The sequence below is a fragment of the Streptomyces sp. NBC_01381 genome, from assembly GCF_026340305.1.
GTDB lineage: Bacteria > Actinomycetota > Actinomycetes > Streptomycetales > Streptomycetaceae > Streptomyces.
The window spans coordinates 70,518-88,504 of sequence record NZ_JAPEPI010000004.1 but is presented as its reverse complement, the minus strand read 5'-3'; the positions used below and the strand labels follow the sequence as shown (position 1 = coordinate 88,504).

The window sequence follows — 17,987 nt, the reverse complement described above, 5'->3', positions numbered from 1 at the left end:
ACGCCCCGTTGGCGACACAGCGTAGCGTTCGTGATCTTCGTGCGGACCTCCGGTTCCCTGATCGAGTGCGAAGGAGGGCAAGATGGGGGTGTGACCCTTATTGATCAGCTGCCGCCGGATGCCGACCCCGATGCCCTCTTCGAAGCCTTCTCCTCGTGGGCCGAGGACCAGGGGATCACTCTCTATCCGGCTCAGGAGGAGGCACTGATCGAGGTGGTCTCCGGAGCCAATGTGATCTTGTCGACCCCGACCGGCTCCGGAAAGAGCCTGGTCGCGGCGGGCGCGCACTTCACGGCACTGGCCCAGGACAAGGTCACCTTCTACACGGCTCCGATCAAGGCTCTGGTGTCGGAGAAGTTCTTCGACCTGTGCAAGCTCTTCGGCACCGAGAACGTCGGCATGCTGACCGGCGACGCGTCCGTGAACTCCGACGCGCCCGTCATCTGCTGCACGGCCGAAGTCCTCGCGTCGATCGCCCTGCGCGACGGCAAGGACGCCGACATCGGCCAGGTCGTGATGGACGAGTTCCACTTCTACGCGGAGGCGGACCGCGGCTGGGCCTGGCAGATCCCGATCCTGGAACTGCCGCAGGCGCAGTTCATCCTGATGTCCGCGACGCTCGGCGACGTCTCGATGTTCGAGAAGGACCTCACGCGTCGCACGGGACGCCCCACCTCCGTGGTCCGCTCGGCGACGCGCCCCGTGCCGCTCTCGTACGAGTACCGGCTGACGCCGATCACGGAGACGCTCACCGAGCTCCTGGAGACCAAGCAGGCGCCGGTCTACATCGTGCACTTCACGCAGGCGCAGGCCGTCGAGCGCGCGCAGTCGCTGATGAGCATCAACATGTGCACCCGTGAGGAGAAGGACCGGATCGCCGATCTGATCGGCAGCTTCCGCTTCACCACCAAGTTCGGCCGCAACCTCTCGCGCTATGTCCGCCATGGGATCGGCGTGCACCACGCGGGCATGCTCCCCAAGTACCGACGGCTCGTGGAGAAGCTGGCACAGGCCGGCCTCCTGAAGGTCATCTGCGGCACGGACACGCTGGGCGTCGGCGTCAACGTCCCGATCCGCACGGTGCTGTTCACCGCGCTGACCAAGTACGACGGCACGCGCGTACGCACACTGCGCGCGCGGGAGTTCCATCAGATCGCCGGGCGCGCCGGGCGTGCGGGCTTCGACACCGCGGGCCTGGTGGTCGCGCAGGCTCCCGAGCACGTCATCGAGAACGAGAAGGCGCTCAACAAGGCGGGCGACGACCCGAAGAAGCGCCGCAAGGTCGTGCGCAAGAAGGCTCCCGAGGGCTTCGTGGGGTGGACCGAGAACACCTTCGAGAAGCTGATCGGCTCCGAGCCGGAGCCGCTGACGTCCCGCTTCCGCGTCACGCACACCATGCTCCTCGCGGTGATCGCCAGGCCGGGCAACGCCTTCGAGGCCATGCGCCGCCTCCTCGAGGACAACCACGAGCCGCGCAAGCAGCAACTGCGGCACATCCGCAGGGCGATCGCCATCTACCGTTCGCTGCTCGCCGGCGGCGTGGTCGAGAAGCTCGACGAGCCGGACGCCACGGGCCGCATCGTGCGCCTGACGGTGGATCTGCAGCAGGACTTCGCCCTGAACCAGCCGCTGTCGACGTTCGCCTTGGCCGCGTTCGACCTGCTGGACAAGGAGTCCCCTTCGTACGCCCTTGACATGGTGTCCGTCGTCGAGTCCACCCTCGACGACCCGCGCCAGATCCTCGCCGCCCAGCAGAACAAGGCGCGCGGCGAGGCCGTGGCCCTGATGAAGGCGGATGGCGTCGAGTACGAGGACCGCATGGAGCGGCTCCAGGACATCACGTACCCGAAGCCCCTGGAGGAGCTCCTCTTCCATGCGTACAACACCTACCGGACGAGCCACCCGTGGGTCGGCGACCACCCGCTCTCCCCGAAGTCCGTCATCCGTGACATGTACGAACGGGCGCTGTCCTTCACCGAGTTCACGTCCTTCTACGAACTGGCCCGCACCGAAGGCATCGTCCTTCGCTACCTCGCGAGCGCGTACAAGGCCCTTGAGCACACGATCCCGGACGATCTGAAGTCCGAGGACCTGGAGGATCTGATCGCCTGGCTGGGCGAGATGGTCCGCCAGGTCGACTCCAGCCTCCTCGACGAGTGGGAGCAGCTCGCCAACCCCGAGGTGATGACGGCCGAGGAGGCTCAGGAGAAAGCCGACCAGGTCAAGCCGGTCACGGCCAACGCCCGCGCCTTCCGCGTCCTGGTGCGCAACGCGCTCTTCCGCAGGGTCGAACTGGCCGCCCTCGACCATGTCGAGGAGCTGGGCGATCTTGACGGCGAATCCGGCTGGGACGCGGACGCCTGGGGCGAGGCCATGGACAAGTACTGGGACGAGTACGAAGATCTCGGCACCGGCCCCGACGCGCGCGGCCCCAAGCTGTTGCTCATCGAGGAGGATCCCGAGCACGGTCTGTGGCGCGTCCGGCAGACGTTCGCCGACCCGAACGGCGACCATGACTGGGGCATCAGCGCGGAAGTCGATCTCGCGGCGTCCGACGAGGAGGGCCGTGCCGTCGTCCGGGTCACCGACGTCGGCCAGCTCTGACCACCCCGAGCACCCCTCAGACAGGAGTCGAGGAACTGTCATGAACAATCCCGCCGACCGGCTCGTCGATCTGCTGGACCTGGAGCAGATCGAGGTCAACATCTTCCGTGGCCGCAGCCCGCAGGAGTCTCTGCAGCGGGTGTTCGGCGGGCAGGTCGCCGGGCAGGCCCTGGTGGCCGCGGGGCGTACCACCGAGGGCGAGCGTCCGGTGCACTCGCTGCACGCGTACTTCCTGCGGCCGGGCCGGCCGGGGGTGCCGATCGTGTACCAGGTCGAGCGGGTGCGGGACGGGCGCTCCTTCACCACGCGCCGCGTCACCGCAATCCAGCAGGGACGCACCATCTTCAATCTCACCGCTTCCTTCCATCAGCCCGAGGAGGGCGCTTTCGAACACCAGCTGCCGCCGCGCATCTCGGCTCCGGACCCGGAGTCGCTGCCGACGGTCGTCGAAGAGATCAAGGAACATCTGGGCGCGCTTCCAGAGCAGTTGGAGCGCATGGCCAGGCGTCAGCCCTTCGACATCCGCTATGTGGACCGGCTGCGCTGGACCTCCGAGGAGATCAAGGGCGCCGAGCCGCGCAGCGCCGTGTGGATGCGGGCGGTCGGCCCGCTGGGCGACGATCCGCTCGTCCACACCTGCGCGCTGACGTACGCGAGCGACATGACGCTCCTGGACGCCGTCCGCATCCCGGTGGAGCCCCTGTGGGGCCCGCGGGGTTTCGACATGGCCTCGCTCGACCACGCCATGTGGTTCCACCGGCCCTTCCGTGCCGACGAGTGGTTCCTGTACGACCAGGAGTCCCCCATCGCTACGGGGGGACGCGGTCTCGCGCGCGGCCGCATCTACGACATCGAGGGCAACCTCCTCGTCTCGGTCGTGCAGGAAGGCCTCTTCCGGCCGTACGGCGAACGGCACATGGACGGCCGTCCGTCGTCTGAAGGGACGCAGTCGTGAGCGGGAATCGGGAGAAGCTGCTTGCCGAGGCCGTGCGGCTGCGCGAGGACGGCCGCCGCGAGGAGGCTCGGCAGCAACTGCTCGCCCTGTGCGAGCAGTTCCCGCAGGACCCGGAGGTCGCCTACCAGACCGCCTGGGTGCACGACACGCTCGGTCTGGAAGCCGAGGCGGTTGCGCACTATGTCCGCGCGGTCGAGCAGCAGGGCCTGTCAGCCGATGACCGGCGGGGAGCCCTGCTCGGCCTGGGCAGCACGTACCGCATCCTCGGCCGGTATCCCGAAGCCGTCACGACCCTGAGCGACGCGGCGGCGGAATTCCCCGACGACGGCGCACTCAAGACGTTTCTGGCCATGGCGCTCTACAACACCGGCCGGAACCACGAGGCCATGGAAATCCTGCTGACCCTGCTCGCCACCACGAGCAAGGACCCGGACATCTCCAACTACCGGCCCGCGATCGAGCACTACGCCATGGACCTCGACGCGACGATGTAGCGCGACCGCCGGCAGGTCAGTTCGCCCTCTCCCGTCGGCCCGGTCAGCCGCCTCTGCGCCGCAGCCATTTCAGCAGGCCGCGTGGCTCTGGCCCCCGTTCCGCGGATGCGTCGTCGGGCTGCTCGGCTGGCGGCGCCACGTGCTCCGTCTGAGGGTCCGGCGTGGGACCCGGTGCGGGGCGGGGCGCGGGGCGCGGGGCGGGGCGTGGTGCAGGGCGCTCCCTGCGGGCCTGGGAGAGGCCGATAGTCAGGTTCGCCCGCAGCCAGCGGATCTCGTCGGGATCGTCGGCGGTAGTGATCTTCTGGATGATCCGTGCCGCAGGCGAGTCGGCCGGGCCGCGGGTAAAGGGGTCGGGCATGAGCCTGTTCAGATAGGCCCGTTCGTACGGATCCTTGATGAGCTCGGCGATCTGCACCGGATCCAGCAGTGAGGCCACCGCCGCTGCGCGCTCCCAGGGATCGTCGGACTGGCGCAGCAGCGATCCCGCGTGACGGCCCCGCCAGTTGCGCGCCCGTACGTCCACTCCCGCTTCCAGTTGAGCACGGATCGCGGCGGGCGCCCGCCCCGTGAGCAGGGCGGCGTTGACTTCGGACTCGGCGAACTGGCGCAAATCTTCGGCGAGATAGAGCCAGACGACCGCTCGATAGCGGTTCACATAGAACTTCACCGGGGTCACGAAACCGGCGCGGCTGAGGCGGGTGAAGCGGGTCGTGGTGATGCCCATGAGCGACGCGCCCTCCGTGGTCCCCACGGTTCTGATGCGCTCCATCCACGCCTCGGGAAAGCCCTCCGTGGCACGGACGCGCTCGATCTCCTCGACCGTGACGCGGCGCGGCCCGCCCACCGTGTCGCTGCTGGTGCGGATGCGGCCCAGCATCACGGCGAGCTCGAACTCCCCGCGTTTCAGTCCCAGTTCCCGCGCGGCGCGGCTCGTCGCGACCGATGTCGGTGCGGCGGCCGCCGTGGCGGCCGCGCCGACGGATTGCGTGATCGTGTCACCTGTCATGGTGGTTCTCCCCCGTGAAGCGTCTTCGCTCTCGGGAAAAACCGTAGCGCGATCACCGCGATTCTCGCTGAGCCTGTGGATAACTCTGAGCGCGTCAGCGTTTGTGCAGGTCAGAGGTCCACGACTGGTGTTCGCTCCGGCTGCCGGGCGCCCACGCCGAGATGTTCGCCGACCCGGTTGACGAGCAGGGTCATCTCGTACGCGACCTGACCGATGTCGGCCTCGGCGGAGCTGAGAACGCACAGGCAACTGCCGTCGCCCGCCGCGGTGACGAAGAGCACCGCGTCATCGAACTCGATCATCGTCTGGCGCACGCTGCCGGCGTGGAAGTGCCGCCCCGATCCCTTGGCCAGGCTGTGCAGACCCGACGAGACGGCGGCCAGGTGCTCCGCGTCCTCCCTCGCCAGATCCGAACTCGCGCCCGTCACCAGGCCGTCGTTGGACAGCACCAGCGCATGCCGTACGGGTTCCATTCTCTTGGTCAGATCGTCGAGCAACCAGCCGAGCCCGGTGTTCTGCTGCCCCATGTTCCCGTCTCCCCGCGTCCTGCTCCCCCTGGCTGGAGGAACTGACCTGCCAGCCTTCCCCACCATCGGCGCCCCGGCAAGCATGATGAGGACATGGCACAGAAGATGACCGACGACCAGTGGCGGGCTTTCGTCTCGCACGGCACCCGCACCGGCAAGCTGTCGACCGTCCGGGCGGACGGCAGCCCGCACATCGCACCGATCTGGTTCCTGTTGGACGGGGACCATCTGGTGTTCAACACCGGGGCTGACACGGTCAAGGGACGGAATCTGGCGCGGGACGGGCGCATGGCCCTCTGCGTGGACGACGACCGGCCGCCGTTCGCGTTCGTGGTGCTGCAGGCGCGCGCCGAACTGAGCCGTGATCTCGACGAGGTGCGGCACTGGGCGGCGCGGATCGGCGCCCGCTACATGGGCGAGGACCGCGCCGAGGAGTTCGGCGCGCGCAACGGCGTGCCCGGTGAACTCCTCGTCCGCGCGAAGGTCGACAAGGTGGTCGCGCTCGGCGACGTCTCCGACTGACGTGTCAGCCCACCGTGTCGAGCAGCCGGGCGGTGTGCATCCGCCCGGCGTACTCGACGAGACGTATCAGCACCTCCTTTCCGGAGTCGCGGTCCCGTGCGTCGCACAGGACCACAGGGGTTCCGCGGTTGAGGTCCAGGGCCCGGGACACTTCATGCGCACCGTACGTACGCGCGTTCGCGAAGCAGTTGACGGCGACCACGAACGGGATGTGCCGATGCTCAAAGTAGTCGACGGCGGGGAAGCAGTCCTCGAGCCGTCGGGTGTCCGCGAGGACGACGGCACCGAGCGCGCCCTGTGACAACTCGTCCCACAGGAACCAGAAGCGGTCCTGGCCGGGTGTACCGAAGAGGTAGAGCGACAGGCCCGACCTGATGGTGATGCGGCCGAAGTCCATGGCGACGGTCGTCGTGGTCTTGCGGTCGACGCCGCCGGTGTCGTCCACCGACTGGCCCGCCTCGCTGAGCAGTTCCTCGGTGCGCAGCGGGCGGATCTCGCTGACCGCGCCGACCAGGGTGGTCTTGCCCACCCCGAAGCCGCCGGCGACCAGAATCTTCAGCGCCATGGCGGTCGTGTCCCCGCCCGTGGCGTCAGAGCGCTCGGAGCCCATCGATCACCTCTCGCAGAATCTTTTCGTCAGGTAGCTGTGCGGGCGGCACGGGTCGGCTCACCTTCACGCAGCCCATCTCCAGCAGGTCGCCGAGCAGTACCCGGACCACGCCCACGGGAAGGTCGGCGCCGGCCGCCAGTTCGGCGACCGACTGGGTCTCGGTGCGGCACAGTTCGATGAGCGCCCGGTGTTCGGGCCCGAGCGAGGTGTCGTCTCCGGGGCCCGGCGCGTTGTCGTCCAGCGTGACGAGCGCGATCAGGTCGAAGCGCACTCCCGTGGGACCCGGTTTGGTCCGCCCGCCGGTCATCGCGTAGGGGCGGACCAGGGGTCCGGCCTCGTTGTCGTACCACTGGCTGCCCGCGTCGCGCGGGGTGGCTCCGCCGTCCTCGGTCATCTGCGTCGACCGCCCTGTCTCATCCGACGGCCGGTGGCTGCGCGGCGAACCGCGGCGGCGTGTAGAGGTGCTCGCCCACCCGCTTGACCAGGCGTGCCATCTCGTAGGCGACCAGGCCGATGTCGGCGGTGACGGAGCTGAGTACGGCGAGGCAGGAGCCGTCGCCCGCGGCTGCGACGAACAGGAAGCCGTCGTCCATCTCGACCATGGTCTGGCGCACTCCCCCGGCTCCGAAGTGCCGGCCCGCTCCCTTGGCCAGGCTGTGGAATCCCGAGGCGACCGCGGCGAGGTGCTCGGCGTCCTCGCGGGTCAGGGCGGTGGACGCGCCGACGGCGAGCCCGTCGTTGGACAGCACCACGGCATGCCGTACCTCGCCGACGCGCAGGACCAAGTCGTCCAGCAGCCAGTCGAGTTCGCCGGACCGCCCGGCGCTGATGCTCTGGTCCTGGATCATGCGTGGTCTCCTTCGGTGCTGTCGGCCGCTTCGGACCCTGAGGTGTCGCGGACCGCGCCGACGATGCCCGGGCGGCGGCCACCGCCGCGGGCCCATCCCTCGCGGTAGGCGGTCATGCGGTCCCGCACCTCTTCGGGACTGCGTTCGGCGTCCTCATGGATGCCCGCGACCAAGGGCGCTTCTTCGGGGCGTTGTTCGCGCAGTTGGGGGGCGAGGCTTGCCTGGCGTACGCGGCGCGGGAGGTCGTCCGAGACTTCCTGATCGCCGGCGGTGTCCGGTTCTGGTGGCTTGTGCAGCCGCAGTGCGGTGACGCCAGGGGGTGTGGGAGTCGTCGCCGGGGCTTCGGCCGATGGGGCGAGTGCGGGGCGTGCGGCGCCGGCGGGAACGGAGTTGCCGTTCATCGGCGCCGCCGCACCCGGCACGCGCGCGTGCTCTTGCTGGTCACGTTCGCGTTCCATGGTGTGGGTCTGGGGGCTCTCTGCTGTGCTGCTCTGGAGCAGGGCGGTGGGCAGCAGGACGACGGCGGTGGTGCCGCCGTAGGGGGACGTACGGAGATGCACCTTGATCCCGTGCCGGGAGGCAAGCCTGCTGACCACGAAGAGCCCGAGCTGGTCGCTGTCGAACAGGTCGAGCGCTTCGGACTGCTCGATGCGGCGATTGGCCTCGGCGAGGGTCTCCCCGCCCATGCCCAGGCCACGGTCCTCGATCTCCAATGCGTAGCCGTTGCCGACCGGTTCACCGGTGACCCGCACCTTGGTGTGCGGTGGTGAGAACTGGGCGGCGTTCTCGACGATTTCGGCCAGCAGGTGGGTGAGGTCGGCGACGGCCGTACCGATGACCGAGGCGCCGGGGAGTTGTCGTACCTCCACGCGCGCGTAGTCCTCGACTTCGGAGACGGCGGCCCGCACGACGTTCGTCAGGGAGACGGGCATGCGCCAGGCGCGTCCCGGTGCGGCTCCGGAGAGGATGATCAGGCTCTCCGCGTGCCGCCTCATCCGAGTGGTGAGGTGGTCGAGCCGGAAGAGGTCGCTGAGCTCGTTCGGGTCGTCCGCCCTGCGCTCCATGCTGTCGAGGAGGCTGAGCTGACGGTGGACGAGGACCTGGCTCCTGCGGGCGAGGTTGACGAAAACCCCGGAGATGCCGCTGGCCAGTTCCGCACGCTCGATGGCGGCCCGCAGGGCGGCCCGGTGCACCGTACCGAGCGCTTCGTAGACCTGTCCCGTCTCGTCCTCCGCCGGCGGCCCAGGCGGTGCTTCGGCACGGACGTCGATCTCCTCGCCGGCCCGCAGCCTCCGCATGGCCTGCGGGAGTTTACGGCGGGCGATCTCCAGCGCGCCGTTGCGCAGGCTCACCAGCTCGACCACCAGGCCGCGTCCGATGCGTACGGAGATGACCAGCGAGGCGGCGACGGCCGCGAGCCCCAGGAGCACGGCGGCGCCCGCCGCGGTGAGCACACCACGGGTGAACGGGTCGGCGCGGTCGGCGGCGCTGCGGCCCGCGCCCGCCTCGATCGCGCGGACCTCGTCCCGCACCGTGGCGTGGGCGGTGTCCCACTTGCCGACCGGAGCCGCGTCGGCCGCCGCACGGCCCGGCGTTGCAACGAGCACCTTGTCCTCGACGGCGCGCACATCAGCGTACGCGCTCCCCTCCACGAGGTCGTGCCACGCCGCCCGTTCGGGTCCGCGCAGATCCGCAACGGCCGATTCTGTCAGGGTCCGCCGGGTCTCGACGGCCCCGGTGAACTGGCGCAGCCGCTCGCCGTCGAGCGAGCCGGCGAGCCGGGCGCTGGACAGCACCACGTGTTCGCGTGCCAACATCTCGCCCGCCCTGGAGAATTCGAGCAGCACGCGTGCTTCGGAGCCGAGTTCGGCGTCCTGAATGCCGGTGAGCGCGCCGCCGACTCCAAAGGCGGCCGAAATGGTCTTCGTGTACTGCCCGTACGTCGCGTCCCAGCCGGTGCCCCGGTCGAGCACTTCGGTGCGCAGCGTGCTCAGCCCTTCCGCTCCGGAGACGAACGTTTCGAGCCGGGCGGCCACACCAGTGGGCAGGTCGGCGCCATCGGCGACCGTCCGTTGATCGCCACGGCGCAGTTTCGCCACCGCGCGGTCGGTCCGTGCGGCCTGCGTCTTGAGGTCGGCGGCACGGTCGGGCGCGGGTTCCGTGGCGTAGCGCACGGCGGCCACCCGCTCGGCCTGCAGTGCGGCGACGGCCGCGTCGACCGGGCCGCGCACCTCCGTGTCGACGCGCTGCAACTGCCGCAGGCGCGCCACGTCCTGGGCCGTGCTGACCGTCGCGTACCCCCACAGGGCGAGCAGCGACACGACGGGCACCATCAGGAGGCACACGATCTTGGCTCGTACGGTGCGGGGGCGCGGCCACCAGCGTCCCTTGCGGGCAGCGGAGTTGGTGGGCGGTCCGGGCTCCAAGGGGGCTTCCGTGTCCGGGTGTTCGTCGGCGGGAGGTCCCGCGTGCGCGCGGCGGCCGCGCGCCGGTGCTGCCACGGGTCCCGGCGGCACGGTGCCGTCGGCGGTTTCGGGGGTCCTACGGGGTGTACGCATGGCCTCCTCGCTCGGAGAGATGTCGGGGCGTGTGCCCGCCCGGCCGTGACCGGTCCAGGTGCGCCGCTATCGGGCGGCGCTCTCCACCGGCCGCTGGGCCGACACGGAGGCCTCGCGCTCCCCCGCGGTCGGGGACAGCGCGACAAACGCCGAGGTCAGGAAGAGATAGGACCCGAGGCCGACGGCGAGGGGGAAGATGAACTGCATCGTCGTGGCCCCGGGCAGCGCCCCGCCCGACTCGCTGACCCGCACGCTCACCGCCATCATTCCGGTGTAGTGCATGCTGCTCACCGCACCGCCCATGACCAGGGACGCGACGGCGACCGCGAGGGGCGACTTGATGTTGAGCGCCGCCCACAGGGCCGCGGTCGCGGCGACGACGGCGATGACTACGGAGAGGCCGACCAGCACCGGGTCGTAGCTCACCTCGCCGTGCAGCCGCAGGGCGGCCATGCCCAGGTAGTGCATGCTGGCGACGCCGAGCCCGGTGGTCAGCCCGCCGAGCGCCAGCGCACTCCCGCGGTCACGGCCGTAGCCGACGGCGAAGACACCACCTCCCACGACGGCCATCGCGACGATCAGGCTCAGGATGGTCAGCGGCACGTTGTAGTGAATCTCCGTGCCGCTGACACCGAAGCCGAGCATCGCCACGAAGTGCATCGTCCAGATGCCGGTGCCGATGGCGGAGGCCGCGGTGATCAGCCAGTTGCGCCGTGACCTGCCCGTGGCGGCGAGGGCACGGACGGTGCAGCGCAGCCCGAGGGCGGCGCCGATACAGGCCATCGCGTACGACAGCACGGGTGTCAGCCAACCGAAGGTGGCGTGGTCCAGGTGTCCCATGGCTCCGGGACGCTAGTCCTGGCGGGGGCGCACAACGGGGGCGCAGTTCGAAAGGTGCTGGAATATGACAGAGAGAGGCTCCTGAACGATCGCGTCACGCTCGAACGTGTGCCCCCGACGCGCATGCGCGTCGTTGAGCAATCATGTCCACATGAGCGATGACCACACACGCGTCCGTGACTTCTTCGCCGCCCGTGCGGCCGACTGGGACAGCAGGTTCCCCGACGACGGACCCGCCTACCGGGCCGCGGCCGGCGAGCTCGGGTTGCGGCCGGGCGCCCGTGTCCTGGACGCCGGGTGCGGCACGGGACGGGCCCTGCCCGCGCTCAGGGACGCCGTGGGACCCTCAGGAGTCGTCCTCGGCATCGACCTGACCCCCGCCATGCTGGAGGCCGCCGTACGGGCGGGCAGGGACCACGACGGGCAGCTCCTGCTCGCTGACGTGACCCGGCTCCCGTTGCGCGGCGGGAGTCTTGACGCAGTGTTCGGCGCCGGTCTGATCTCCCACCTTCCGGATCCGGCGCGGAACTTGCGGGAGTTGAGCCGTGTCGTACGCCCAGGAGGGCTCCTCGCGCTCTTCCATCCCATCGGCCGTGCGGCACTCGCCGCACGGCAGGGCCGCCAGATCACCCCGGACGACCTGCGCGCCGAGGCCAACCTCCGTCCCCTGCTTGCCACTTCGGGCTGGCAGATGACGTCGTACGTCGACGAGGACGCACGGTTCCTGGCACTGGCGGTGCGACAGGCCTGACGCGGGGCGGCCGCCGGCCAGGCCCTGCGGATACCGTCTGCTGCATGGACGAAGAGGCCCTGCTCAAGCGCTCCGACGGACCGGTCACCCGTAGTCGGCTCATCCATGACCTGACCGTGCTCGGCCTCACCGAGGGCGACATCGTCATGTTCCATACGCGGATGTCCGCCGTCGGTTACGTGGCCGGCGGCGCCCAGACGCTCATCGGTGCCCTCCGCGATGTCGTCGGCGAGCCGGGCACCCTGATGGTGACCTGCGGCTGGAACGACGCGCTGCCCTACGGCTTCAGCGACTGGCCGCGCGCCTGGCAGGACGCCGTGCGGGCCGAACACCCCGCGTACGATCCCGGGATCAGCGAAGCGGATCACGCCTACGGGCGGCTGCCGGAAGCTCTCCGTAGGTGGCCAGGGGCTGTGCGAAGCCGTCATCCCGATGCCTGTTTCGCCGCGCTCGGCGCATCGGCGACCGCGCTGATGGCCGACCATCCCTGGGACGATCCGCACGGCCCGGGCAGCCCGTTGGCCCGGCTCGTCACCTTGGGCGGCCGGGTTCTCCTGCTGGGCGCCCCGCTGGACTCCCTCACGGTCCTGCACCATGCCGAGGCACTCGCCGAAGCTCCCGGAAAGCGATTCGTCGACTACGAACAGCCGATCCTTGTGGACGGCGAACGGGTCTGGCGGCGCTTCCACGACATCGACTCGTCGGCGGGCGCCTTCGACTACTCCTCCGCGGTCCCCAAGGGGCAGGACCCCTTCGATGCCATCGCCCAGGACATGCTCGGCGCCGGAATCGGCATCAGGGGGCGGGTCGGCGCGGCCGAATGCCACCTCTTCGAAGCCGGTGAGGTCGTGAACTTCGGGATCGGCTGGATCGAGGAGAGGCTGGGCCACAGCGCCTGACACCGACCCCGTCTCCGGCCTGGCCGGTGTCAGAGCCGTGACAGTCGCGTGTCTGCTCCGTCGGCGAGTGTTGCCGCAACAACCCGCCACGGAAGGCAATCCCATGACGCAAACCGCTCCTATCCCGCACGGCCTCCCCATGGAGCGCGATGCGGGCCCCTTCGACCCGCCGAGCCAGATCACCGCGCTGCGCGAGGCCCGCCCCGTCAGCCCCCTGATCTTCCCCGACGGTCACGAGGGCTGGCTCGTCACCGGCTACGACGCGGTCCGCCGGCTCATGGCCGACACCCGGTTCAGCTCCCGCCAGGACATCGGCCCCGTCCACGTGCCGTACGAGGTCCCCGGCATGCCCGCCGTGACCGAACCGTCCCCGCAGATACCGGGCGTGTTCATCGCCATGGACCCGCCGGACCACACCCGGCTGCGGCGCAAGCTCACCGGCGCCTTCACCGTCAAGCGCATGAAGCAGCTCGAAGAGAGCATCGTCGACATCGCCGAGCGGCAACTGGACGAGCTGGCGCGCCTTGCCCCGCCGGTCGACCTGGTCAAGGAGTTCGCGCTGCCGGTGCCGTCCCTGGTGATCTGCGAACTGCTCGGCGTCCCCTACGAGGACAGGGAGACCTTCCAGACCAACTCCGCCAAGTTCATGGAGAGGGACATCGGGCTCGAAGACAAGATGGCCGCGTACACCGGCCTGACCACGTACCTGGCCGAACTGGTCACGCGTAAACGCGCCGAACCCGGCGAAGACATCCTGTCCGACTTGGCCCGCCACGACGACCTCACCATCGAGGAGCTGACCGGCGCCGCCTTCCTGCTGCTGCTCGCGGGGCACGAGACCACCGCCAACATGCTGGGCCTCGGCACCTTCGCACTCTTGGAGCACCCCGAGCAGCTCGCCGAACTGCGCGCCAACCCGGAGCTGATGCCGGGCGCGGTCGAGGAGCTGATGCGCTACCTGTCCGTTGCCGACATCTTCTATCGCTATGCCACGGAGGACATCGAGCTCGGCGGCGAGACAATCCGCGAGGGATCGACGGTCGTTGTCTCGCTGCTGGCCGCCAACCGCGACCCCCTGCGCTTCGACGACGCCAGCACGCTGGACATCCACCGCCAGGCCCGCGGTCACACGTCCTTCGGCCACGGCATCCACCAATGCCTCGGCCAGCAGCTGGCCCGGATCGAGATGCGCGCCGGTTTCGAGGGACTGCTGCGTCGCTTCCCGAGCCTCAGGCTCGCCATCCCCGCCGGTGAGGTGAAGCTCAGGAGCGACATGAACATCTACGGAGTGCACGAACTGCCGGTCACCTGGACGGAAACGGCCCGGTAGCGGCGCAGGCAACTTGCTGGTCAGTCACCCGGCGACGGCCGACACAAAGGCATCCGGATCGTCGAACATGACGTTGTGCCCGGCCTCCGGAACGGTCACCACCCGCACTCCGGAGGCGGCCAACTCGTCCCGGCCGTCCAGTTCGCCGCTCAGCCCGCCCTGCACGAAGACCCGCTCCACGGGCAGATCCATGAGCATCCTGCGCATCGTGGGCCGCGTCCCCCTCACGAGCCCCGTCGCACTGCGGTGCAGGGCGCGCGGGTCGGCGAGCCGCATGGTCGCCGCCCACTTGGAGCCGACCTTGTCCAGCACGCGCGCGTAGCCGTCGGTGACGAACTCATCCTCACCGTAGGAAGCGATTCCGCTGCTGCCCGCCGTCGCGACGGGGTTCGGATCGAGATTGGCTTCGGTGAGCACGAGCCGTGACACAAGGTCCCCGCGCCGGTGCGCGAGCACGATGGCCACGGCGCCGCCCATGCTGTGCGCGACGATCTCCGCTCCCGAGATCGCCGCATCGTCCAACACCGCGGCCAAGGCGTCCGCGTGGTTCTCCAGGGTGTAACCGAAGTCCGCCGGGCGGTCGCTGATTCCGTGGCCGGGCAGGTCGACGAAGAGTGATCGGCGTCCGGCCAGTTCGGGCCTGGCGGCGATGTGCGCGTAGTAGACGCTCGATGCCGCGCCCAGCCCGTGCACGTACACCCGGGCCGGGCCTGAGCCGTCAGCTTCCGTCCAGCGGACACAGCTCCCCTGTGCGTCGAACCTTGTCTCGCGCATCGCCACTCCCCCGCTCTTGTACATCCCGATACATCCCGACCACCAGAACAATACATCGGTGACGATGTATTGCGCCGACGGGGTACAGCGGTCGTACGGCACAATGCACCGCATGCTCGAACTGGCCATCATCGGATTCCTCTACGACGCGCCGCTGCACGGCTATGAGCTGCGCAAACGCATCACAGCGCTGACGGGGCACGTGCGCCCGGTCGCGGAGAGCACGCTGTACCCCGCCATCAAGCGGCTCGAGAAGGCCGGCCTCCTCGCTCGCGAGACTCAGCCCGGATCAGGGGCGGCTCCCCGGCACGTCCTGAGTCTCACCGCGGAAGGGCGGCGCGAGCTGCGCCGCAGACTCGCGGAGCCTGGGCAGGCGGACATCACCGACGAGAACCGCTGGTTCACCGTCCTCGCCTTCCTCCGGCATCTGGACGACAAGGCGGCACAAGCCGCGGTCCTGCGGCGCCGTCTGGCCTTCCTGGAGGAGCCCGCCAGCTTCTTCTACGACGGCGACCGCCCGCTGCGCGCCGAAGAACTGGACGACCCGTTCCGGCGCGGCATCCTCACCATCGCCCGGGCGACGAGCCGGGCCGAACTCAACTGGCTGCGGGCGACGCTGGATTCACTCCGCTGAAGCGGCGGGGGCCGCGTCGCCGTGCGGCACCGGGCAGCCCCGCACCCCGGGCACCGGAAACGTGCCGAGCTCGCCCACCCGATAGCCGTTGGGATACCCCTTGATCTCCCAGTTCTGCCGGGCGTAGTGCGGTGCGGCGCGCGGCGGCAGCAGGCGCACGGCACGGCCGCGCAGTCGGACGGCGCCCCTGACCAGCTTGCGGGCGGCGGCACCCGGAGGTTCGTAGCGGAAGGCTCGCAGCAGGGGCTCGTCGAGCAGCGCGAGGGTCGAGGCGCGCAGCATGGGCGCCAGAGCGCGCGGGTACCAGGACGCCATGAGGTCGAGGGTCGCGTCGGAGACCCTGCGCGCGCCCTCGTCCCACGCGAAGTGGGCCTCTTCGTAGGCATCGAGACAGCGCTCGAAGTCTTCGTAGGACTCCGGGATGTCCTGGATCCCCATGTGCCGCCCCAGGGTGCGGTAGTAGACGGAGGCGGCGACCGTCTCGTGGCGTGAAAGCCTGCGCCATCCGTAGGCGTCGATCCAGCGCTTGGGCATCACCACGAAGGTGCTCAGCACGTACCGCATGTCTTCATTACTGATGTCGTAGCTGCGGTGCATCTGGTTGATGCGGCGGATCGCGTCGCGGCCCTCGTCCGTGCCGAAGCCGTGCTCGACGACGGCGTCGAGCAGCAGGGACGTGTCGTCGTACCGCTTCTGCGTACGGTCCGTCAGTTCAGCGGTCTCGGCGAGGAGTCGGCCGATGCTGGGAACGGCGTAGGTGCGGTAGAGCGCCAGCTCGAGAGCGCGAGTGAAGTCCCAGGGGAACTCGTACGCCGCGGTGAGGCGGTAGATCTTCAGAGCGTCCTTCTCCGGGTCGAGACCCCGGATCTCCTTGAGCCGCTCATAGCGCTTCACCGCGCGGTCCCCCTTCAGTCGACGGAACTCCAACTCTACTTTGGGGTACGTAAGATGGATGATCAACGGCGCCGGCCAGCGCCCGGGGGGAAGGTGACTCGCATGTTCGACAAGTTGCGCATGTTGTGGCGCACGAAGGAAACCGTGCACGCCGAGAAGGAGCGGGCCCACAACCTCTTCGAGGCGGCCGCGGTCTACGTGGCGGCCTGCGCGGAGGACGACCAGGACCAGATGGACGCGGCCACCGGCTGGGTGTCGCCGGAAGCCCTGTCCTTCGGTGTCAGCGAGCTGGCGTGCCGCGCGGTCATCGCCCTCGCCCGGGAGCGCGACGAGTCGCCGAAGGACGTGGCGCGTACGCTCCTCGGCCTGCCTGCCGCCTGACGTCCGTGTGCGTGAGGTCGGGGCAAGCCAGCGCCTCACTGGCGGGGTTGCCCGTCTCGGCCGCGTGGGCGAGCCGTTCCCGTACGTCGCGGGGCGTGCGGGGGCGGTAGCCGGGGCCCCCGCCACAGCAGTCCTGCCGGAAGCGCAGCCCGGCGGTCAGGACCGCGCTCAGGGCGCGCCATGCCGCCGTGTCACGTCGCTTGGGCACGGCAAGCGCGGAGCCCGCGTTGAGCAACTGACCGCCGCACTGGGGGCAGATGTCGATGCGCACGCGTCCGTAGTCGGCCGTCTTCTTGAAAGAAGCGCGGCACGGCAGACAGACGAAGTGCGAACTGGCTCTGGGCATGACAGCCAGCGTAGGCGTGCGGAACGAGGCCTACGAGTGAATTTTCCTGGTCATCCACCCCTCGACGGTCAAGCGGACCAGTGGTTAGGGTGCGCCGACGGATGAAGCGATGGGGAGGCTGGCAATGGCCGGAACGGACGACGCAGTCGCCGCCGAGGACGACGCGCTGTACGTGCTGACCGCGGTGCTGCTGACACCCGCGAAGTTCCCGAGCGTGCTCGGTGACGATTATCCGGAGGCCTGCGCGGCCCTGGGACTGGCGCCGCTGGCCGCCGGGTACGGGCTTGTGCTGGGTCAGGACGGCGCCGGAGCCCGGTGGACGGTCGTCGTCGACGATGTGTCGCTCGTCGCCGTGGCGATCGCGTCCTGGGACTGCGGCATGGAGTACGACCTGTCACCCGATGAACGCACGGTGGTCGCCGCACTGCCCGGCTGGCCCCTGGCCGTGGCTGTCGCCGCGCCCAATGTGCCCGCTCCTCATGACCCCGAACCGGACCCCGAGGACACGGATCTCACGCCGCTCTCGCCCCCGCAGACCGACACCTGGGGACCCGCCCAACGGCGGCTCGGTGCCGACGAGATCGCGTTGCAGTGGGCGGCCTGGCGCGACCAGATCGATGACGCCGACTTCCAGCCGGACGACGCGGATGCGCAGGCCGAGGCACCGCAGGACGCCGACAAGGCCCCTTCGGAGAGCGACGACGCGGATGCCGCGGACGGGTCGCTCACCGGCGTGCGTCGGGTCATGGCAGAGGTACGGGCGTATGTGAGCACTCCCCCGCCCCTGGGGCGCGTGCGGTCGTCGTTCGCCTCCGGAGAGGCCCGAACGCTGCGCGCAGACGGTCCTGGCTGGTCGCTGGTGGCCAGGACCGACGACATCGCGTTCGTCCTGCTGGACGAGGAGCCGGGCGAGGTGCTGCCCGTAGGGCGGGGGCCCGAACTCCCCGGGCTCCTCGAAGCGCTAGACAAGATGGCCGTGCGCCCCGCCTGATCCCCGCCTGTTCGGATCTCCCG

General features: G+C 69.7%; 20 protein-coding genes. 10 read left to right on the top strand and 10 right to left on the bottom strand.

The genetic code is table 11. From position 1 onward, the window contains the following. The first annotated feature begins 30 nt into the window (after window positions 1–30). From OG453_RS41680 to OG453_RS41670, 3 genes are read left to right on the top strand one after another with little or no spacing between them, the layout of a single operon-like run. Window positions 31–2,604 (top strand): RNA helicase, encoded by a 2,574-nt coding sequence (locus OG453_RS41680; RefSeq protein ID WP_266873996.1) that lies wholly within the window; start codon window positions 31–33, stop codon window positions 2,602–2,604. Between the two features lie 40 nt (window positions 2,605–2,644). Next, on the top strand, window positions 2,645–3,559 hold the full coding sequence (locus OG453_RS41675; protein WP_266873995.1) for an acyl-CoA thioesterase II: 915 nt from the start codon (window positions 2,645–2,647) through the stop codon (window positions 3,557–3,559). Beyond that, complete coding sequence (locus tag OG453_RS41670; protein WP_266873994.1) at window positions 3,556–4,053, top strand: tetratricopeptide repeat protein; 498 nt, start codon at window positions 3,556–3,558, stop codon at window positions 4,051–4,053. The genes OG453_RS41675 and OG453_RS41670 overlap by 4 nt, the downstream gene beginning before the upstream one ends. 43 nt (window positions 4,054–4,096) lie before the next feature. On the opposite strand, the gene OG453_RS41665 is transcribed toward OG453_RS41670, so the two are convergent. Next, a complete protein-coding gene (locus tag OG453_RS41665; protein WP_266873993.1) occupies window positions 4,097–5,059 on the bottom strand; it encodes a DUF6397 family protein in 963 nt (320 codons plus the stop codon). A 110-nt stretch (window positions 5,060–5,169) separates the two neighbouring features. Then, complete coding sequence (locus tag OG453_RS41660) at window positions 5,170–5,586, bottom strand: roadblock/LC7 domain-containing protein (RefSeq protein WP_135331019.1); 417 nt, start codon at window positions 5,584–5,586, stop codon at window positions 5,170–5,172. A gap of 93 nt (window positions 5,587–5,679) precedes the next feature. Between OG453_RS41660 and OG453_RS41655 the strand changes: the two genes are divergently transcribed. Further along, window positions 5,680–6,108: a PPOX class F420-dependent oxidoreductase gene (locus OG453_RS41655; RefSeq protein ID WP_266873992.1), complete on the top strand. Its 429-nt coding sequence runs from the start codon at window positions 5,680–5,682 to the stop codon at window positions 6,106–6,108. Between the two features lie 4 nt (window positions 6,109–6,112). On the opposite strand, the gene OG453_RS41650 is transcribed toward OG453_RS41655, so the two are convergent. The 5 genes from OG453_RS41650 to OG453_RS41630 all read right to left on the bottom strand — a co-directional run bounded on the left by OG453_RS41650 (window position 6,113) and on the right by OG453_RS41630 (window position 10,964). Beyond that, complete coding sequence (locus tag OG453_RS41650; RefSeq protein WP_266873991.1) at window positions 6,113–6,718, bottom strand: ATP/GTP-binding protein; 606 nt, start codon at window positions 6,716–6,718, stop codon at window positions 6,113–6,115. Further along, complete coding sequence (locus OG453_RS41645; protein ID WP_266873990.1) at window positions 6,699–7,112, bottom strand: DUF742 domain-containing protein; 414 nt, start codon at window positions 7,110–7,112, stop codon at window positions 6,699–6,701. The genes OG453_RS41650 and OG453_RS41645 overlap by 20 nt, the downstream gene beginning before the upstream one ends. 19 nt (window positions 7,113–7,131) lie before the next feature. Beyond that, window positions 7,132–7,566 carry a roadblock/LC7 domain-containing protein gene (locus tag OG453_RS41640; protein WP_266873989.1) on the bottom strand — a complete coding sequence of 145 codons (435 nt, stop codon included), beginning with the start codon at window positions 7,564–7,566 and terminating at the stop codon, window positions 7,132–7,134. Further along, complete coding sequence (locus OG453_RS41635) at window positions 7,563–10,124, bottom strand: nitrate- and nitrite sensing domain-containing protein (protein WP_266873988.1); 2,562 nt, start codon at window positions 10,122–10,124, stop codon at window positions 7,563–7,565. The genes OG453_RS41640 and OG453_RS41635 overlap by 4 nt, the downstream gene beginning before the upstream one ends. A 66-nt stretch (window positions 10,125–10,190) precedes the next feature. Further along, entirely contained in the window at window positions 10,191–10,964 is a 774-nt protein-coding gene (locus OG453_RS41630; RefSeq protein WP_266873987.1) for an MHYT domain-containing protein, read from the bottom strand. A 151-nt stretch (window positions 10,965–11,115) separates the two neighbouring features. Here OG453_RS41630 and OG453_RS41625 point away from each other — a divergent pair, with 151 nt between their 5' ends. The 3 genes from OG453_RS41625 (at window position 11,116) to OG453_RS41615 (ending at window position 13,944) form a co-directional block, all read left to right on the top strand. Next, the gene (locus OG453_RS41625) at window positions 11,116–11,715 is read left to right on the top strand and encodes a class I SAM-dependent methyltransferase (protein WP_266873986.1); all 600 of its coding nucleotides are present in this window, start codon (window positions 11,116–11,118) and stop codon (window positions 11,713–11,715) included. A gap of 44 nt (window positions 11,716–11,759) precedes the next feature. Then, complete coding sequence (gene aac(3) / locus OG453_RS41620; RefSeq protein WP_266873985.1) at window positions 11,760–12,614, top strand: aminoglycoside 3-N-acetyltransferase; 855 nt, start codon at window positions 11,760–11,762, stop codon at window positions 12,612–12,614. A 103-nt stretch (window positions 12,615–12,717) separates the two neighbouring features. Next, complete coding sequence (locus OG453_RS41615; protein WP_266873984.1) at window positions 12,718–13,944, top strand: cytochrome P450; 1,227 nt, start codon at window positions 12,718–12,720, stop codon at window positions 13,942–13,944. 24 nt (window positions 13,945–13,968) lie between these two features. Here the strand turns inward: OG453_RS41615 and OG453_RS41610 are convergent, their stop codons facing one another. Continuing rightward, window positions 13,969–14,718 (bottom strand): alpha/beta fold hydrolase, encoded by a 750-nt coding sequence (locus OG453_RS41610; protein WP_266873983.1) that lies wholly within the window; start codon window positions 14,716–14,718, stop codon window positions 13,969–13,971. Window positions 14,719–14,830: 112 nt separating this feature from the next. Here OG453_RS41610 and OG453_RS41605 point away from each other — a divergent pair, with 112 nt between their 5' ends. Further along, window positions 14,831–15,352, top strand: coding sequence for a PadR family transcriptional regulator (locus OG453_RS41605; RefSeq protein ID WP_266873982.1), 522 nt, complete (start codon window positions 14,831–14,833; stop codon window positions 15,350–15,352). On the opposite strand, the gene OG453_RS41600 is transcribed toward OG453_RS41605, so the two are convergent. Continuing rightward, on the bottom strand, window positions 15,341–16,246 hold the full coding sequence (locus OG453_RS41600) for an oxygenase MpaB family protein (protein WP_266873981.1): 906 nt from the start codon (window positions 16,244–16,246) through the stop codon (window positions 15,341–15,343). The genes OG453_RS41605 and OG453_RS41600 overlap by 12 nt on opposite strands. A gap of 102 nt (window positions 16,247–16,348) precedes the next feature. On the opposite strand from OG453_RS41600, the gene OG453_RS41595 reads away from it, so the two are divergent. Further along, window positions 16,349–16,627: a hypothetical protein gene (locus OG453_RS41595; RefSeq protein WP_266873980.1), complete on the top strand. Its 279-nt coding sequence runs from the start codon at window positions 16,349–16,351 to the stop codon at window positions 16,625–16,627. On the opposite strand, the gene OG453_RS41590 is transcribed toward OG453_RS41595, so the two are convergent. Beyond that, window positions 16,551–16,973 carry a zf-TFIIB domain-containing protein gene (locus OG453_RS41590; RefSeq protein WP_323178745.1) on the bottom strand — a complete coding sequence of 141 codons (423 nt, stop codon included), beginning with the start codon at window positions 16,971–16,973 and terminating at the stop codon, window positions 16,551–16,553. The genes OG453_RS41595 and OG453_RS41590 overlap by 77 nt on opposite strands. A gap of 124 nt (window positions 16,974–17,097) precedes the next feature. Here OG453_RS41590 and OG453_RS41585 point away from each other — a divergent pair, with 124 nt between their 5' ends. After that, window positions 17,098–17,964, top strand: coding sequence for a hypothetical protein (locus OG453_RS41585; RefSeq protein ID WP_266873979.1), 867 nt, complete (start codon window positions 17,098–17,100; stop codon window positions 17,962–17,964). Window positions 17,965–17,987 lie beyond the last annotated feature (23 nt).

What these genes read in the sequence shown, in the direction of transcription:
- OG453_RS41590 (WP_323178745.1), bottom strand. Translation starts at nt 16,973, where the DNA reads ATGCCCAGAGCCAGTTCGCACTTCGTCTGTCTGCCGTGCCGCGCTTCT.
- OG453_RS41655 (WP_266873992.1), top strand. Translation starts at nt 5,680, where the DNA reads ATGGCACAGAAGATGACCGACGACCAGTGGCGGGCTTTCGTCTCGCAC.
- OG453_RS41605 (WP_266873982.1), top strand. Translation starts at nt 14,831, where the DNA reads ATGCTCGAACTGGCCATCATCGGATTCCTCTACGACGCGCCGCTGCAC.
- OG453_RS41675 (WP_266873995.1), top strand. Translation starts at nt 2,645, where the DNA reads ATGAACAATCCCGCCGACCGGCTCGTCGATCTGCTGGACCTGGAGCAG.
- OG453_RS41610 (WP_266873983.1), bottom strand. Translation starts at nt 14,718, where the DNA reads ATGCGCGAGACAAGGTTCGACGCACAGGGGAGCTGTGTCCGCTGGACG.
- OG453_RS41630 (WP_266873987.1), bottom strand. Translation starts at nt 10,964, where the DNA reads ATGGGACACCTGGACCACGCCACCTTCGGTTGGCTGACACCCGTGCTG.
- OG453_RS41635 (WP_266873988.1), bottom strand. Translation starts at nt 10,124, where the DNA reads ATGCGTACACCCCGTAGGACCCCCGAAACCGCCGACGGCACCGTGCCG.
- OG453_RS41660 (WP_135331019.1), bottom strand. Translation starts at nt 5,586, where the DNA reads ATGGGGCAGCAGAACACCGGGCTCGGCTGGTTGCTCGACGATCTGACC.
- OG453_RS41595 (WP_266873980.1), top strand. Translation starts at nt 16,349, where the DNA reads ATGTTCGACAAGTTGCGCATGTTGTGGCGCACGAAGGAAACCGTGCAC.
- OG453_RS41640 (WP_266873989.1), bottom strand. Translation starts at nt 7,566, where the DNA reads ATGATCCAGGACCAGAGCATCAGCGCCGGGCGGTCCGGCGAACTCGAC.
- OG453_RS41650 (WP_266873991.1), bottom strand. Translation starts at nt 6,718, where the DNA reads ATGGGCTCCGAGCGCTCTGACGCCACGGGCGGGGACACGACCGCCATG.
- OG453_RS41665 (WP_266873993.1), bottom strand. Translation starts at nt 5,059, where the DNA reads ATGACAGGTGACACGATCACGCAATCCGTCGGCGCGGCCGCCACGGCG.
- OG453_RS41615 (WP_266873984.1), top strand. Translation starts at nt 12,718, where the DNA reads ATGACGCAAACCGCTCCTATCCCGCACGGCCTCCCCATGGAGCGCGAT.
- OG453_RS41645 (WP_266873990.1), bottom strand. Translation starts at nt 7,112, where the DNA reads ATGACCGAGGACGGCGGAGCCACCCCGCGCGACGCGGGCAGCCAGTGG.
- OG453_RS41585 (WP_266873979.1), top strand. Translation starts at nt 17,098, where the DNA reads ATGGCCGGAACGGACGACGCAGTCGCCGCCGAGGACGACGCGCTGTAC.
- OG453_RS41625 (WP_266873986.1), top strand. Translation starts at nt 11,116, where the DNA reads ATGAGCGATGACCACACACGCGTCCGTGACTTCTTCGCCGCCCGTGCG.